Here is a 15,287-nt window from a genome sequence, read left to right on the forward strand (position 1 = left end):
AAGTTGATAAAGTTAGTGATTTCACTTCGTCCTGATTTAAATTTAAGTACTTTTTAACGAAGTCCTTTTTTAACTTTAAGTACTTCTAACTTGTAACTTTAAACACTTTATAAAAACTTTATGCACTTTAAGTACTTCTAACTCTAGGCACTTCATTCAATAATCGCTTCATAAATCAAACGTTGAATCTCAGTCCTAATATTTTCTCTGAGTAATAGGTTTTTACCAGCTTGAGGATAGGTTCTATTGGCTAAAAAGATATATACAATTTCTTCTTCGGGATCTGCCCAAGCATAAGTTCCAGTAAATCCTGAATGCCCAAAACTGGTCATGGATAAACAACCACAGGTTGGTCCTTCATCGCCCAACTGAGGTTTATCGAATCCGATGCCGCGTCGGTTATTGTTACCACAATAATAACAGTAATTAAATTTATCTATTGTTTCAGGTTCAAGATACCGTTTGCCTCCATAAAAGCCTTTTTGCAGATACATTTGCATTATTTTCGCTACATCGTTGGCATTACTAAAAATACCTGCATGACCTCCTACACCGCCTTGCATTGCAGCTCCCATATCGTGGACATAGCCATGCACTTTTTTATAGCGATAATAGTTATCTATTTCTGTTGGTACAATATCTTTTAAACTGAACTTTTTTCGTGGATTGTAGGTGGTGTGATTTGCTCCTAAGGATTTATAAAAACGATCCTCAGCAATTTCACTTAAGGGCTTATCGTAAAAGTCTTCCAAATAATCATTCAGAATATAATAAGGTAAATCACTATAGCGATATCGTAAACTTGATAGTAAATCGCTTTCTTGTATGATTTTCTGAATGGAATCCTTATAATCATTGCGCATAAAAAGCGTATTAGTAACCTCTATTTCGAAACCATTAGTACGTTTTTTTCTGTAATATTTAGGATCTGGTTTTTGAGAAACCGTATCTAATGTGGCATAATAAAACGGAATCCACGGTTTGAGCTGCGCGTAGTGCGACAACATTTTCTTTAAGGTTACATTCTTCTTATTTGTGTTTTTATATTCTGGTATTAACTTGCTCAGTTTATCATCGAGCGCTAAGGACCCTTTTTCTTCAAGCTCCATTAAAACAGGTAATGTTGCCAATATTTTTGTCAATGACGCTACGTCATAAATATCATCAAAATCAACTTTATTCTTTTTGGCATAAGTATGATAACCAAAATTCTTGTTATAAATCACTTTTCCTTTTCGCGCGACCAACAATTGAATTCCAGGCGTCATTTTACCATTAACAGCAAGATTGGCAACAGAATCTATTCGGCTTAATAATTGAGAATCCATACCAACGCGTTCCGGTAAACCATAACTTAAACTCATCAATGAATTATATGATTCTCCTGTACCTACCGGAAAAAATTGCCCAGTACTAACTGGCAGTTTTCCTTTTGCAGGAATGGCTCCAAAAATCAATTGTGCCGATTTTTCTTGTGCTATTTTACTGTTCTGATAGCTCATTACAATACCTTCTATATTTTCAACAGATAACAAATCGTTTAACGCATAGGGTCTAGCGAAAACATCTAGGATAACGGTATTGGTTCTAGCAATTTCGTACAACCAAGCCATTTCCTTTTGTGAGAATTCAAAATCTTTCCAAGGACTGGCATTAGACCTGTGAAAACCAATAATGACGGTGTTGTAATTCTGAAGTTTTGTAATTATAGCATCCAATTTATCGGCTTTGATCTCATGAACTTTGGTGTATTTTTTCAATTCGTCCAAAAACACGGAACCCTCATCATCGCCAAGGGTTACATACGCAATTTTCTTCGTTTGTAAATCTCGAAGTGGTAACAATGAATTGGTGTTTTTTACAACCGTAATGGCATTTTCCATGAGTTCTTCATAGAGTAAATCATCTTTAAGTCGGTTTAAGTCTTTTTCTAAATTATAAATGCCAATCGGCGAATAATTATTCAGTCCGACTTTATATTTAGCCATCAGAATTTTCTTCACTGAATGTGCTAATCGTTCTTCTGTAATGGTTTTATTATTATAGGCTTCAACAAATTTAGCGATACCTTTTTCTGGATCTTCAGACATTAACATCACATCATTTCCTGCTAAAAATGCCATTAAGTCAATTTCGCCTCCTTTTACCAAACTCTTTGTTCTCGTTGCGCCATCTACGCCTTTTTCAACATAATCTGCAGCACCTTTCATGGTTAAGGCATCTGTAAAAATCAAACCATTAAAACCTAATTGCCCTTTTAAAATATCAGTTACAATATGTTTGGATAACGATGAAGGGAATCCTCGTCGTGCTTCTAAACTCGGTACATTCAAATGCGCCACCATGACACTCGCTAAACCTTCCTTTATCAGTTTTCTATAGGGATAAAGCTCAACAGAATCGATTCGTTTGGCACTAAAATTAACAGTTGGCAACTCTAAATGCGAATCTTTCTCCGTATCGCCATGACCAGGAAAATGTTTAGCATTAGCCAAAGTTCCTGCACTTTGCATACCTTTCATAAAGGCTAAGCCTTTTTCAGTAACATTATCCCGATCTTCTCCAAAAGATCGGTTACCAATAATCGGATTTTTGGGGTTGGTATTGATATCTACGGCTGGTGCAAAATTAAAATGAACACCAAGGCGTCTGCAATGTTCTCCGATTTGTCGTCCGGCTTGTTCTACCAATTTATTATCTGAAATTGCACCAAGAGTCATATTCCAAGGAAAGGCATAAGTGGAATCTAAGCGCATGCTCAAACCCCATTCTGCATCCATACCTATCAACAATGGAATTTTAGAAGCCGCTTGTAATTCATTATTCAGTTTTGCTTGGCGAATAGGACCACCTTTAGAATAGATCAAACCTCCAATATGTTGTTCGGTAATTAACTTGGCGATATCATTTTCATGGGCTCTTCCCTGATTCGAAAACACTTGAACCATAAATAATTGGCCGATTTTCTCTTCAAGTGACATGGAGTTATAAAGATTATTTACCCATTTCTGTTGTTGGATAGAGTCTTTAGTTTGAAGTGGCTTTTCAGTATAATTTTGTGCAAAACTAACTTGAAAGTAACTGCATATAAGAAAAAGGGCAAAGTAACGCATTGAAAATCTTTTATCGTTTATAGGTTTGATAACGAATAATGTGCCAAATTAGCATATTTAATAGGAAGTAAAAAGACTTTATGATAGATTTTTGATTGTGCTGATATGGTTTTTAGATTAATGGGTTAATTAAGTTTTCAGGAACAACCTTCCCTAACAATTCAATATGTCGGACAAGGTAGCCTACACAATATAATACGTTGTATAATACCATTCTGTTGATTGAGGAAATTTCAAAAACATCATTCGACAGGTAAATGTATTTTTAATAAGGTCATTTTTTAATATGTTCATTTTGCCTTGATGCAAAACGAACCAAAAAATCAAAACGATTTGTTAGGAAATTGCTAAAGCACCATTCGCTAATACCTTAAGATTTGCGTGTTTTATTTTACCATTTAATTCCAATCCTAGAGATATTTTCATAACTATATTGTTGCTCATTATTTCTGAAAATCGTTGATTCCGACGTTGCCGGAATTTAGGTGTTGAAATATAGCTTTATGTAGGCTTACATAATATAATATGAAAATCTACCATGGAAACTCGGTAAACCTCAATACTTGTTCTCTAACAAAAGATCCGTAAATTTTAACAGAACAACCTACGACATCAAATCAATATGGCGGTCATGGTAGCCCAATAAATACAACACACCATCTAATCCAATACTTGAAATAGAACTTTGCGCATTATCCTTTACTTTTGGTTTTGCATGAAACGCTATACCTAAACCTGCCAAATTTAGCATTTGCAAATCATTGGCACCATCTCCAACTGCAATCGTTTGACTGATATCTATCTGCATATTATCTGCCAACAGTTGTAAATATTCTGCTTTTTTCTTGCCATCTACAATGTCGCCAAGATAGCCACCTGTTAACTTACCTTCTTTAATTTCCAATTGATTGGCATAGACATAATCGATATCTAACTTTTCTTGCAAATAATGTCCAAAATAGGTGAAGCCACCTGAAAGAATTGCTGTTTTATAACCGTAATAATGAAGGGTGTCTATTAAGCGTTTTGCCCCCTTGGTAATCGGAAGATGTTCAGCAACCTCTTGTAGAACAGATTCGCTCAAACCTTCCAATAGTTTCATTCTTTGTTTAAAACTTTCATTAAAATCGATGTCGCCTTGCATCGCAGATTCTGTAATCGCTTTCACTGCCGCACCTACTCCTGCACGTTCTGCCAACTCGTCTATAACTTCGGTTTGAATTAAAGTAGAATCCATATCAAAGCAAACCAATCGTCGGTTACGCCTAAACATCGTATCTTCTTGAAACGCAATATCCACATCCAGCTCCTTGGAAATTTCCATGAATTTTGTGGTAAAATCCGTTTTGTCACTGATTTTTCCTCGAATAGACAGTTGTATAGAGGCTCTTGGATACTCTTCCTTTTTCACCAATGACAAGCGTCCGGTCAATCGTTTGATGGAATCGATGTTTAAGTTCTTTTCTGAAATGATCTTAGTAACTTCTGAAATTTGTTCCGCGGCTAATTTTTCCCCTAGAATAGTAACGATATAACGATCCTTTCCTTGTTGGTCCACCCAACTCTCATAATCTTGCAATGATATCGGTGTGAATTTGGCTTTGATTCCAAGCTCATAGGCCTTAAACAATAAATCTTTAAGAACAGCCGAGGATTTTTTGCCTTTTTTAATTTCAAACATGATTCCTAAAGACAAGGTATCATGAATATTAGCTTGTCCGATATCCAACACTTTAGCATCGTATTCCGCTAAAACACCTGTTAAACTTGAAGTTAATCCAGGTTTATCTTGTCCTGAAATGTTTAATAAAAAAATGTCTGTTGCCAATTTGATTTACGATTTTTTGATTTACGAATTAAGAATAACGATATACAATTTTAGAATTACGAAGGGATTTACGATTGTTGATGGTTAATTTTCGAAACCTGAACTCTGAACTCATAACTCGAAACCCTCAACTCAAAACTACTTCACGAACCTACTATGCCAACTTTCACTCGCAGGCACTTCCCAATTTTCATTGAATTCCGCAATATTCGTTACGAGATTATTAAAAACAATAGTGTTTTTAGAAACAGCTTTTTGTTGAGCCATTTTTTTAAAGTCGATCAATGGTTTGTGCGCAATAAATTCGCCTTGCTTGTAAGAGACATTCATTTTGTCCATTAAATCCACGTTGTATTGCTGTTCTAATTGTTGAATAAAATTTACCGATGCATCAATGGAACAACCCGTTGCCTTATTCAGTTGTTGGTCTAAGGCAATTACTATAAATCGTTTGTAAACCAACTTATAACCGGCTTTTAAATCTTTGCCATGCGCTGTCCAAGCTTCTATAAAGGTATCTAATTGTGTTCTCAATTGCTCCAACTCTTCGTCTGAAAACGAACGGTTGGCTTGATAAATCCAAACTCTGGATGTTTCTGGTAAGGTATTGAATTCGACTAGCATATTTTTTATAATTTCTAAAAGCAAAAATAACACATTACATCCAATCTCTTTCCTGGGATTCCACCTTATATAATAAGAAATTGTAAATTTTACAGGCCCTTTTTTCGTTGATATACGGAATCATTACCGATTTTGAAGCCGTATAAATCACTACAGAAGTAATTTGTATTCGTTTTTGAAAAATGGTCTGTTTCAGTTTTACGGCTTGAATTTTATGAATTTCAAGAATATTGGTTGTGGTATCAATGACGCCACTTCCAATGGTTACAAAGTCGTCGGAAATTCTATAATACGCTTTTTTATAGGCGTAATAAACATAAAGCATTGCCAAGGGAACAAAAAGAATATTCATCCATAATAATTCCATGCCAAATAAACCTAAAAGCATACCATTGATAACCAATAGAAAAAATAACATTTTCATTGCCGAAATTCGCATAAAATATGGTCTGGGTTTTTCGGTCTCGCCATTGTTGCTGTAATTTGTTAAGAGTTTATCGGTTAAATAGTTGAGCTGCTCCTTCTCTAATGCAACTATTTTAAAATTCTTTTGCTGCTTGGCATTTACCATGGCTTGTTTCACGGACAGGCTATGTAAATTAAAATACTGCTTCACCCGATTTGTGGTAATCACCAAATTCTGAATGCGACTTGGTGTTAAGCTCAAAGATATTTTATTGAAAAGACCTTTGTTTATTTCTACGGTTTTCTGATGCTCAACAACTTCAAGATTAAAATTAATGATAAAGGTTTTTACGACTGAAAATAAAAACGAAATGAATACAACCGCTATAATAATCACTAGATTAGTCACTAATAGGTTAAAAAATGTATCGTCATCGAGTCTTACAAGATCTGCGATATGATCTTCCACCCTTAAGGTTTCTAAATACTGTTCAAATTCACTGTAGAGTCCGAAAACAAAGGCAAATATTATCAGAAAACTTTTAAAATGATTTTCAGACAAACCTTCTAACAATAGGCGTTTTGGCGTAACTTTAAAGAATATGTTCTTTTCTTCAATGTCTTCAATTTGCGTATTTTCAACTGTGGATTTATGGAATAGCTTCTTTTTTAATAGTAAAGCAGTTGGTTTATCCAAAGCGCTGATTTCAATTTCAGATTTTTTATCGCCTGCCGTTTCAATTTTTACTGAAACAACATCTATTACTTGCTGTAAAAAATTTTGTTTGATATAGACATTCTGAATTTTTGACTTGGGAATAATGGTATTGTCTTTATTGATGATTCCTGTTGCTAGATGGAAATCGTCATTACTGAGATGAAATTTGAAATTGAGATATTTTAGAATGGCAATCACCAAAATAATGAGCAATACAGCGATTAATGCCAAAAACATCATCGTTGGTGTCACATTTCCAATGGATTTGCTTTTCAGTATGGAAATTCCAAAAGCAATAAAAAGCACAAAGAACTTTTTAAAAAACGTCACGGCATTAAACGCAAAAATAATAATGATGCCTTTAGAAGATTGCCTTTGTGGTTGTGAGAAATCAGTTGTTTCCATTAACCTTATTGCTAATGATTTCCTTTATTTGCTTGGCTTCGAGATGTGGCAACCCTTTGATGCTTAAATCGCTTCCTGATTCTCCTGCTGTAAAAATTTTGAGTGTGGCCAACCCAAAATGTCGTGCCAACCAACTTCGGGATTCTTCCACATGCTGTATCCTGGACATCGGCACTGTGGTTACGGAATGAATAATTAAACCTTTGGAATACACCACATCATGCTCGCGGATGGCATATTTCCGTTTTTTAAAGGCTAAAAAACTAATGAAGAAATTGACAACACAAAATCCTAAGACTATGGCAAGCATATAACCTAAATTGAGCTGTACCTCTTCTTCCTTTTCGATAAAATAGCGTATTCCAAAAACCAAACCTATTAAAATCGCATAAAGGGCCAACTGATTCAGTATAATAATTTTGAAATATGATTTTGAAATTGGTTTTAAATCGAGGTCTTCAACTTTTGGTAAGCTATCGGTTTCTATTTGGAGGTTTGTGAAGTTCATTGTTTGTTTAGATTAGGTTTTTTTTGAATATTTTTTCGACACTGATTTCATGAATTATCTCTAATCTGGACAAAATTCGATACGCTAGATTATTGGTCTAAAATTCATTTTACCATTTCCAGACCTTTTAGATTTTAAAAATCTGAAAGCCCTCAGTCTCAAAAAAAATAGTTACCATTAGAATTACACCACTAATGAGCTTTGCTCGGTAGCTTCGAAACAAAATTATTATATTTCTCACTAATCCTCAAGGGGACAATCCACTCGATGAACAGATTGCAAATAATTAAGCATCAGCAATCAACTCCGCAATATCCAATACCTTAATTTCAGATTCTTTTTCTTTAAACTTAACACCATCAGTCATCATAGTATTGCAATAAGGGCAACCTGTAGCAATGATTTGTGGTTGTGTCTCTAAAGCGTCTTCGGTTCTAAGCACATTGACTTCCTTATCTCCTGGTTCTGCATCCTTAAACATCTGCGCGCCTCCTGCACCACAACACAAGGCTGTGCTTTTGTGGCGTTTCATTTCAACAAGCGTTGCATTGGTTTTTTTAAGCACATCTCTTGGCGCATCATATACACCATTGCCTCTTCCCAAATAACAGGGATCATGAAATGTGATGCGTTTGCCTTTATACGTGTTTCCTTCTAACGTTAATCGTCCAGAGCTTATCAATTCCTTTATAAATTGGGTGTGATGAATCACTTCATAATTTCCACCAAGACCTGGATATTCGTTTTTAATACAATTATAAGAATGTGGATCGCAAGTCACAATACGTTTGACTTCGTAACCATTGAGCACTTCAATATTCATAACGGCTTGCATCTGAAATAAGAATTCATTACCAGCACGTTTGGCCACATCGCCTGTATTGCTTTCTTCTGTTCCCAAAACGGCAAAATTGACATTTGCCTTGTTTAGAATCTTTACAAAAGCTCTGGTTATTTTTTTTGCCCTGTCGTCATAACTACCAGCAGAGCCCACCCAAAATAAAATTTCCGGTTGTTTGCCTTCTGCCATCATTTCTGCCATGGTTGGCACTTTTAGTTGCTCGCTCATTGTTTTGAGTTTAAAATTTTAAATTCCTCTGCTTATTATGACAAATTAGCTGTCACATTGATCGCCTGTCTTACGACCAGGTAGGCAGTCGGAATGATTTGAAACTAAATATTCTATAATGTCTTAGACTGCGCTCAGACTGACATTAAAACACTTATTTAATGTTTAATACATAACTTATGTCTACTCGTCTTTCCAATTCAAACGGTCCATTTGGTTATAAGGCCAAGGTGCGCCATTGTTTTCTATATTGGTCATCATGTTATTCAGTTCCATTGGTGCAGCACTTTGCTCCATCACTAAATAACGACGCATATCCATAATAATAGATAGTGGATCAATACTTACAGGACAAGCTTCTACACAGGCGTTACAGGTGGTACAAGCCCAAAGCTCTTCGTTTGTAATATAGTCGCCTAATAATTGTTTCCCATCATCTTTAAATTCACCGTTGTTGGCATCGATGTTTTTCCCGACCTCTTCCAATCGATCGCGTGTATCCATCATAATCTTACGAGGCGATAATTTCTTTCCTGTTAAGTTCGCAGGACATTCACTTGTACAACGACCACATTCAGTACAGGTATATGCATTTAGTAATTGTACTTGAGACAAGTCCATTACATCACTGGCACCAAACTTTGCTGGCACTTCATCTTCTGCAGTTTCCGCTGGTGCAGCATAAGGATCTGCATCTGGATCCATCATTAATTTTACTTCGGCCGTAACGGCACCTAGATTATTGAATTTTCCTTTTGGTACCACTTTTCCATAGTACACATTTGGGAATGCCAAGAGAATATGTAAATGTTTTGAGAAGTATAAATAATTCAAGAACACAAGAATACCCACAATATGCAACCACCAAGCGGTTCTTTCAATTGTGAAAAGTGTTCCTGCTGATAAGCCTTCGAACCAAGGAGCTATAAATTGTGAAACTACATTTCCTGCTTCCATGTTTTGAAATGACGTATCGGTAGCATTCATCACTAAAAATAAAATCATGAGCACCACTTCAAAATAGAGAATAATATTTCCATCGCTTTTTGGCCAGCCTTTTAAATCTGAACCAATGAAACGTCTAATTTTGATAACATTTCTACGAATCCAAAATATAATTACCGATACCAAGACCAAAAGCGCCAATATTTCAAACGATCCAATTAAGAAACCATATACAGATTCTGGTAATATGGACAGACCTATGCGATGTGTCCCAAAGATACCATCGATAATAATTTCCAAGACTTCAATATTGATAATCACAAAGCCAACATAAACAATGACATGAAGAAAACCAGAAACCGGTCGTTTCACCATTTTGCTCTGTCCCAAAGCAATATTCACGACGTTTTTCCAACGTTCTGAAGTGTGATCGCTTGCATCAACTTTGTGACCTAACTTAATGTTACGGATCAGCTTTTTAACATTTTTAGCAAAATAGCCGATACCAGCGATTAAAAATATGGCAAATATGATATTTGGTAAATATTCCATGTTTGGATAACTCTAGTTGTTGTTTAATTCCTCTTGGGTAGGTTCCTCATAAGGAATTTCCCTTTTAGACAAAATACGTCTATATCGTGCAGGATGCAGCTTAATATCCAATAGTAAAAGCTCCAATTCTTTTGAAGCACTTTCTAAATTATCATAGAGAGTTTCGTCTTTCAATAATTTGCCAATAGACCCTTCTCCCGCTTCTAAACCAGATGCCAATTGATTGAATTTCAGAATCATGTCGTCAAGATTCTTAACTGTATTGGCTAAATCCGCTTCATTTAGGCCTTTGACTAAAACAGATAATTCTGCGGCTGTATTGTCAAAGTTTTCTAATAAAGACGCAATTTTATCATCGTTTTTGCTAATCAGGTTATTGGCGGTGAATGCTACATTCTTAAACGATTTTAAAGTGGCATTTAATTCAGCAATGGCCTGTTTTAATCCATCTTCGGAGTCGTCAACAACTAAGGTATTCAAACTACTCACTAAAGTGTCTGCAGATTTAAGCGTTGTACCCAATCCTTCACTTAAACCAGAGAAATCCTCTCCCAATGACGATATAACACCTTCCTTGACTTCGGACTTAATATAATCTCTCGGTTGGGCTATATTACCGTCTTTAGCATCAATAATTGCCAAGGCACTTCCTCCCATTAATCCGGTTTGGTAGAGCCTGACTACACTATTTTTTGAAAATTTTAATTCGGGAGTTACCGAAAAAGCTACTAAGGTTTTACCGGAATCAAAATCGTATTTAATCTCTTCTATCTTTCCAATCTTATTACCTTTTATAGTTACTGGAGACGATTGCGTTAAACCATTATAATCAAATTCCGTATAATAGGTATTTGAGCTTGTAAATATATCTTCGCCTTTTAGATACGTGAATAAAAATATAAAAAGGGCGATACCAGATATGACTAGTATTGCTGTTTTAATTTCTCTTGAAATTTTCAATGGGCTTATTTTTGATTTGAAACAAAATTAGGAATAAATATTTTAATAAAATTTTTAATCGGAGTCAGATTTCAAAGCTTCAGACATGCTAATTCTTTTGCCTCCTTTGTAGGCTACAATAAACGCACCCGAATACCCTTTTCTAGCTGCTTCTTGAAGTCGTATAATTTCATTATAATCTGAAGTTTTTCCGCTAAAATATTTATAAACCTTACCTGTATATTCCCTTGTGATATCCGAAAGCCCCTTAAAATTGTAAGATTTAGGTTCTAAGTCCCTAGAACTGGCTGCAATCTGGACTTTAAACGTCACGCCTTCTATAATTCTAGGTGGATCTTCTGCTTCTATGCCTATCGTAATTTCTGGATCGGCACTCATAATATGACTTCCAACATTTAAATCCAATTCTTTCTTATAATCTAAAATTGCGGTCTTTATAGCGGTTGCCATTTTGGTTTGGCCGGCTGCAGTATTGAGATAACTGCCTTCACTTTTATTGGTTAGAAAACCAACTTCAACCAGAACACTTGGCATATAGGTGTTTCTAATTACTAATAAGCTCGCTTGCTTTAACCCTCTACTCTTTCGCTTGGCTTTGCTTATAAAATTATCTTCAATTTTTCGTGCTAAAACGATACTTTGTTCTACGTAAACTTCTTGTTCAATTCCTATGGCAATTGTTGATTCTGGGGAACTCGGGTCAAAACCTTCGTAATTTTCCTTGTAATTATCCTCTAAAAAAATCACTTCATTTTCTCGTTTTGCCACATCAAAATTACGACCGGTATTTTTCTCGCCTAAGACAAAAGTTTCCGTTCCACTAGCCTGTGAGCTATGTGCATTGCAATGGATAGATACAAATAAATCGGCATCGGCCTTGTTAGCAATATTGGCACGTTCGTGTAACTCCACAAAAACATCTGTCTTGCGCGTGTAAATGACTTTAATGTTTGGATTTTTAGCTAGTTCTTTACCTACTTCCAAGGTCACTTTAAGTGCTATATTTTTTTCGCTATGACCATTGCCAATATTTCCGGAATCATGACCGCCATGACCAGCATCCAAAACCACAACAAACTTATCTTCTTGCGCATGCAAAGGTGCATAAGATGTTAAAGTACTTATAAATAAAAGAATTAGTAATACTATTGAAGGTTTTTGTGTCGTTTGCATATTTAATTTAACGGTTTATAAACTCGGTTTATTACACTGTACTCAATGTAAAAACAGTATTTTTCAACTTTATGATTTTAATAAATTATTCACAAAAAATATCTGTACTTTTGGCGTTTCAAAAACCGAGCCATACTTTTACAAAAATACATTTAAAAGGATTGCGTACAAATAGATTACACATACTTTTTACCATGAGTTTTATAGTGTTTATTAACACTTTTAGCTTCGCCCAAGAATTACCTAAAAAGAACCCTTCCATTCCTGCTGAACAACTGAAAGATTCTACAACAGTTGCGGTCGATTCAGTTGTAATTGATTCCATTATAAAACCACCTGTTAATATTAAAGAAATTGACTCCACAAAAAAAGACTCCACCAAGCAAGAAGGTCTTTTGGCGGGAATCGTCAATTACAGAGCATCAGATTATGTGGCGCTGAATCAACGGAAGAAAGAAATATACCTCTATAACGAAGCCGAAGTGTTATACCAAGACATGGAAATTAAAGCAGGCATTATTGTCATTGATTATAGTAAAAATCTCGTCTATGCTGGTCGAATAAAAGATTCCACAGGTTATTCCCAACATCCCGTTTTTAAACAAGGCACCAATGTTATTGAGCCCGACTCCATCGTTTTTAATACGGAAACCAAAAAAGCCTTGGTCTTCAATTCTAGAACAGAGCAACAAGGTTTTAAAGTGTATTCTCCAATAACAAAAAAAGAAAATGATTCCGTTTATTTTATGAAAAACGGAAAGTTTACCACGGCTGAAGATGAAGAAGATCCCGAATACCAATTTGTAACCACAAAGATGAAATTGGTACCCAATAAAAAAGTGATTGTCGGTGCGACTTACATGGAAATTTACGGCGTACCAACGCCAATTGCCTTGCCTTTTGCTTTTTTTCCAATGACCAAAAAACAGACGTCTGGTATCATATTCCCCTCTTTTGGTGAAGACAATGATAGAGGTTACAATTTACAAAATGGCGGTTACTATTTTGCGATTAGCGATTACCTAGATCTGGCTGTTCTTGGGGATTATTACACCAATGGTAGTTATGGTTTACGACTAGAAAACAATTATGCCTTACGCTATAAATACAGAGGAAATGTAAGTTTTAGGTATGAAAATTTACTCCGAAGTGAGCGTGGCTTTCCAGATTTTAGCAAGAGCACGGTTTACAATATAAGATGGTCGCATAGCCAAGATAGTAAAGCTAATCCTAGTTCACGTTTTTCTGCTTCCGTCAACTTGGGAAGTAGTACTTATTTTCAAGAATCCATTAACCAATTAAACCAGTCCAACTTTTTAAACAATACATTAGCATCCTCAGTGTCCTATTCAAAGACATTTTCTGGTGAGCCAGAGGTAAATGTGAGCTTAACGGCTTCACACAGACAAAATACAAATACTGGAGATATTGATTTAACCTTACCTACATTGCAAATGTCCATGGGTAGAATTTATCCTTTTGCTCCAAAAACAGGAACAAAAAAAGGTGCGATTCATAACATTAACTTTCAGTTGAATACTAGAGGTGAATATTCCATTCAGACCAACGATTCTATCTTCGGTAAAAGTGAAATGTTCGATGATGCCAGAACAGGCATGCGACACAGTATCCCATTAACTACCAATTTTAAAGTATTTGATCATTTTAGCGTGAGTACCAATGCTAATTTTGAAGAAACTTGGACCGTTAAAACCGTTAAGAAATTCTGGAGCCAAACTGAACAAGAAGAAGTAGAGATAGACCAAAATGGTTTTGATCGTTTTTTAACGTACAACTTTGGTGCAAGTGTTGGTACCACAGTTTATGGAATGTATAATTTTGAGGAAAAAGGTGAGAATAAAAAGATAAAGGCGATTCGCCATGTCATGAGACCTTCCATAAGTTATTCAGTTAGTCCAGCTTTCGACCAGTATTACGAAACTTATGATGTCATAGATGCAGATGGCACAACGACAGATCAGGTGGAATATTCAAGATTCGAAAATTCGTTGTATGGCAGTCCTGGCAACAACTACTCTAGTAGTGTTGGTCTTTCACTCGGCAATAATCTTGAAGCTAAAATCCGAGCCAAAGATTCCACAAAGACAGAACCTGAAAAAATATTCTTGTTAAATAACCTTAATTTTTCAACCTCCTACAATATTGCTGCAGATTCCCTCAATTGGAGTCCTGTTCGTGTTAGTGGTGGTACTCAAATTTTAAATAAAAAAATGAGTATTAATTTTGGGATGACGCTGAACCCTTATGCTTTAGACAGCAACAATAGTGTCGTTAACACCTATAACATCAATAATGGCGGTAGCTTGTTTAGGCTAACATCCGCCAACATCAATATGAGCTATACCTTATCTAATGAGAGCTTTTCCGGACGAGAATCTAATGAAGATAATGCCTCTTCTCAAGAATCTGCACGCTCTGGTGGACGAACGGATGATTTATTTGGTAAATCCCAAGATTTTGCTGATAAGCGACTTTCAGACCGTGATAAAAATAAGGATGATAAAGAAGAAAATAACGAATTCTATAATTACAAAATGCCATGGAGTCTTAGATTGGCATACTCTGCCAATTATGGCAACACAAGGCGTGAAAACCAGATCTCCTCACATTCTCTAATGTTTTCCGGTGATATCGATTTATCGCCAAGATGGAGTGTTGGTGCCTCTTCTGGTTATGATTTTTTAAACCAAGGATTCACCTATACGCAACTCCGTTTTGAGCGTGATTTACTAAGTTGGCGAATGAATTTTTCTTGGATACCTTTTAGCGACCGTAGTTCCTGGAATTTCTTTATCGGAATAAAATCGAGCTTACTTAAAGATTTAAAGTACGATCAACGCAGACAACCAGATCAGCAAGTTGGGAATTGATTTAAGTTGGAATCAAGAAGATTGAAGCATGAAGTTGGAAGGACTAAATTGAAAGTGTTATCAAGAAAATTATCTTAAATTTGAATAAAATGATTT

General features: G+C 35.5%; 10 protein-coding genes. 1 reads left to right on the top strand and 9 read right to left on the bottom strand.

What is annotated here, in order from left to right; all coding sequences use genetic code 11:
* Positions 1-152 precede the first annotated feature (152 nt).
* The 9 genes from HM990_RS10155 to HM990_RS10195 form a co-directional block, all read right to left on the bottom strand.
* Positions 153-3,113, bottom strand: coding sequence for a glycoside hydrolase family 3 N-terminal domain-containing protein (locus HM990_RS10155; RefSeq protein WP_178988831.1), 2,961 nt, complete (start codon positions 3,111-3,113; stop codon positions 153-155).
* 604 nt (positions 3,114-3,717) lie between these two features.
* Positions 3,718-4,941, bottom strand: coding sequence for a phosphoserine phosphatase SerB (serB, locus tag HM990_RS10160; RefSeq protein WP_178988832.1), 1,224 nt, complete (start codon positions 4,939-4,941; stop codon positions 3,718-3,720).
* A 138-nt stretch (positions 4,942-5,079) separates the two neighbouring features.
* On the bottom strand, positions 5,080-5,565 hold the full coding sequence (locus HM990_RS10165) for an ABC transporter ATPase (protein WP_178988833.1): 486 nt from the start codon (positions 5,563-5,565) through the stop codon (positions 5,080-5,082).
* Between the two features lie 34 nt (positions 5,566-5,599).
* Complete coding sequence (locus tag HM990_RS10170) at positions 5,600-7,093, bottom strand: PH domain-containing protein (protein WP_178988834.1); 1,494 nt, start codon at positions 7,091-7,093, stop codon at positions 5,600-5,602.
* Entirely contained in the window at positions 7,080-7,601 is a 522-nt protein-coding gene (locus tag HM990_RS10175) for a PH domain-containing protein (RefSeq protein ID WP_178988835.1), read from the bottom strand. Before HM990_RS10175 ends, HM990_RS10170 begins: the two co-directional genes overlap by 14 nt.
* Before the next feature lie 286 nt (positions 7,602-7,887).
* Positions 7,888-8,670, bottom strand: a complete 783-nt coding sequence (locus HM990_RS10180; RefSeq protein WP_178988836.1) for a (Fe-S)-binding protein — start codon at positions 8,668-8,670, stop codon at positions 7,888-7,890.
* Positions 8,671-8,853: 183 nt separating this feature from the next.
* A complete protein-coding gene (locus tag HM990_RS10185; RefSeq protein ID WP_178988837.1) occupies positions 8,854-10,167 on the bottom strand; it encodes a (Fe-S)-binding protein in 1,314 nt (437 codons plus the stop codon).
* A gap of 12 nt (positions 10,168-10,179) precedes the next feature.
* Positions 10,180-11,127, bottom strand: a complete 948-nt coding sequence (locus HM990_RS10190) for an MlaD family protein (RefSeq protein ID WP_178988838.1) — start codon at positions 11,125-11,127, stop codon at positions 10,180-10,182.
* Between the two features lie 54 nt (positions 11,128-11,181).
* Positions 11,182-12,300, bottom strand: a complete 1,119-nt coding sequence (locus HM990_RS10195; protein WP_178988839.1) for an N-acetylmuramoyl-L-alanine amidase family protein — start codon at positions 12,298-12,300, stop codon at positions 11,182-11,184.
* A 110-nt stretch (positions 12,301-12,410) separates the two neighbouring features.
* Between HM990_RS10195 and HM990_RS10200 the strand changes: the two genes are divergently transcribed.
* Positions 12,411-15,191, top strand: coding sequence for a putative LPS assembly protein LptD (locus HM990_RS10200; RefSeq protein WP_178991946.1), 2,781 nt, complete (start codon positions 12,411-12,413; stop codon positions 15,189-15,191).
* The last annotated feature ends 96 nt before the right edge of the window (positions 15,192-15,287 follow it).

Source organism: Winogradskyella schleiferi (assembly GCF_013394655.1).
GTDB classification, from domain to species: Bacteria; Bacteroidota; Bacteroidia; order Flavobacteriales; family Flavobacteriaceae; genus Winogradskyella; species Winogradskyella schleiferi.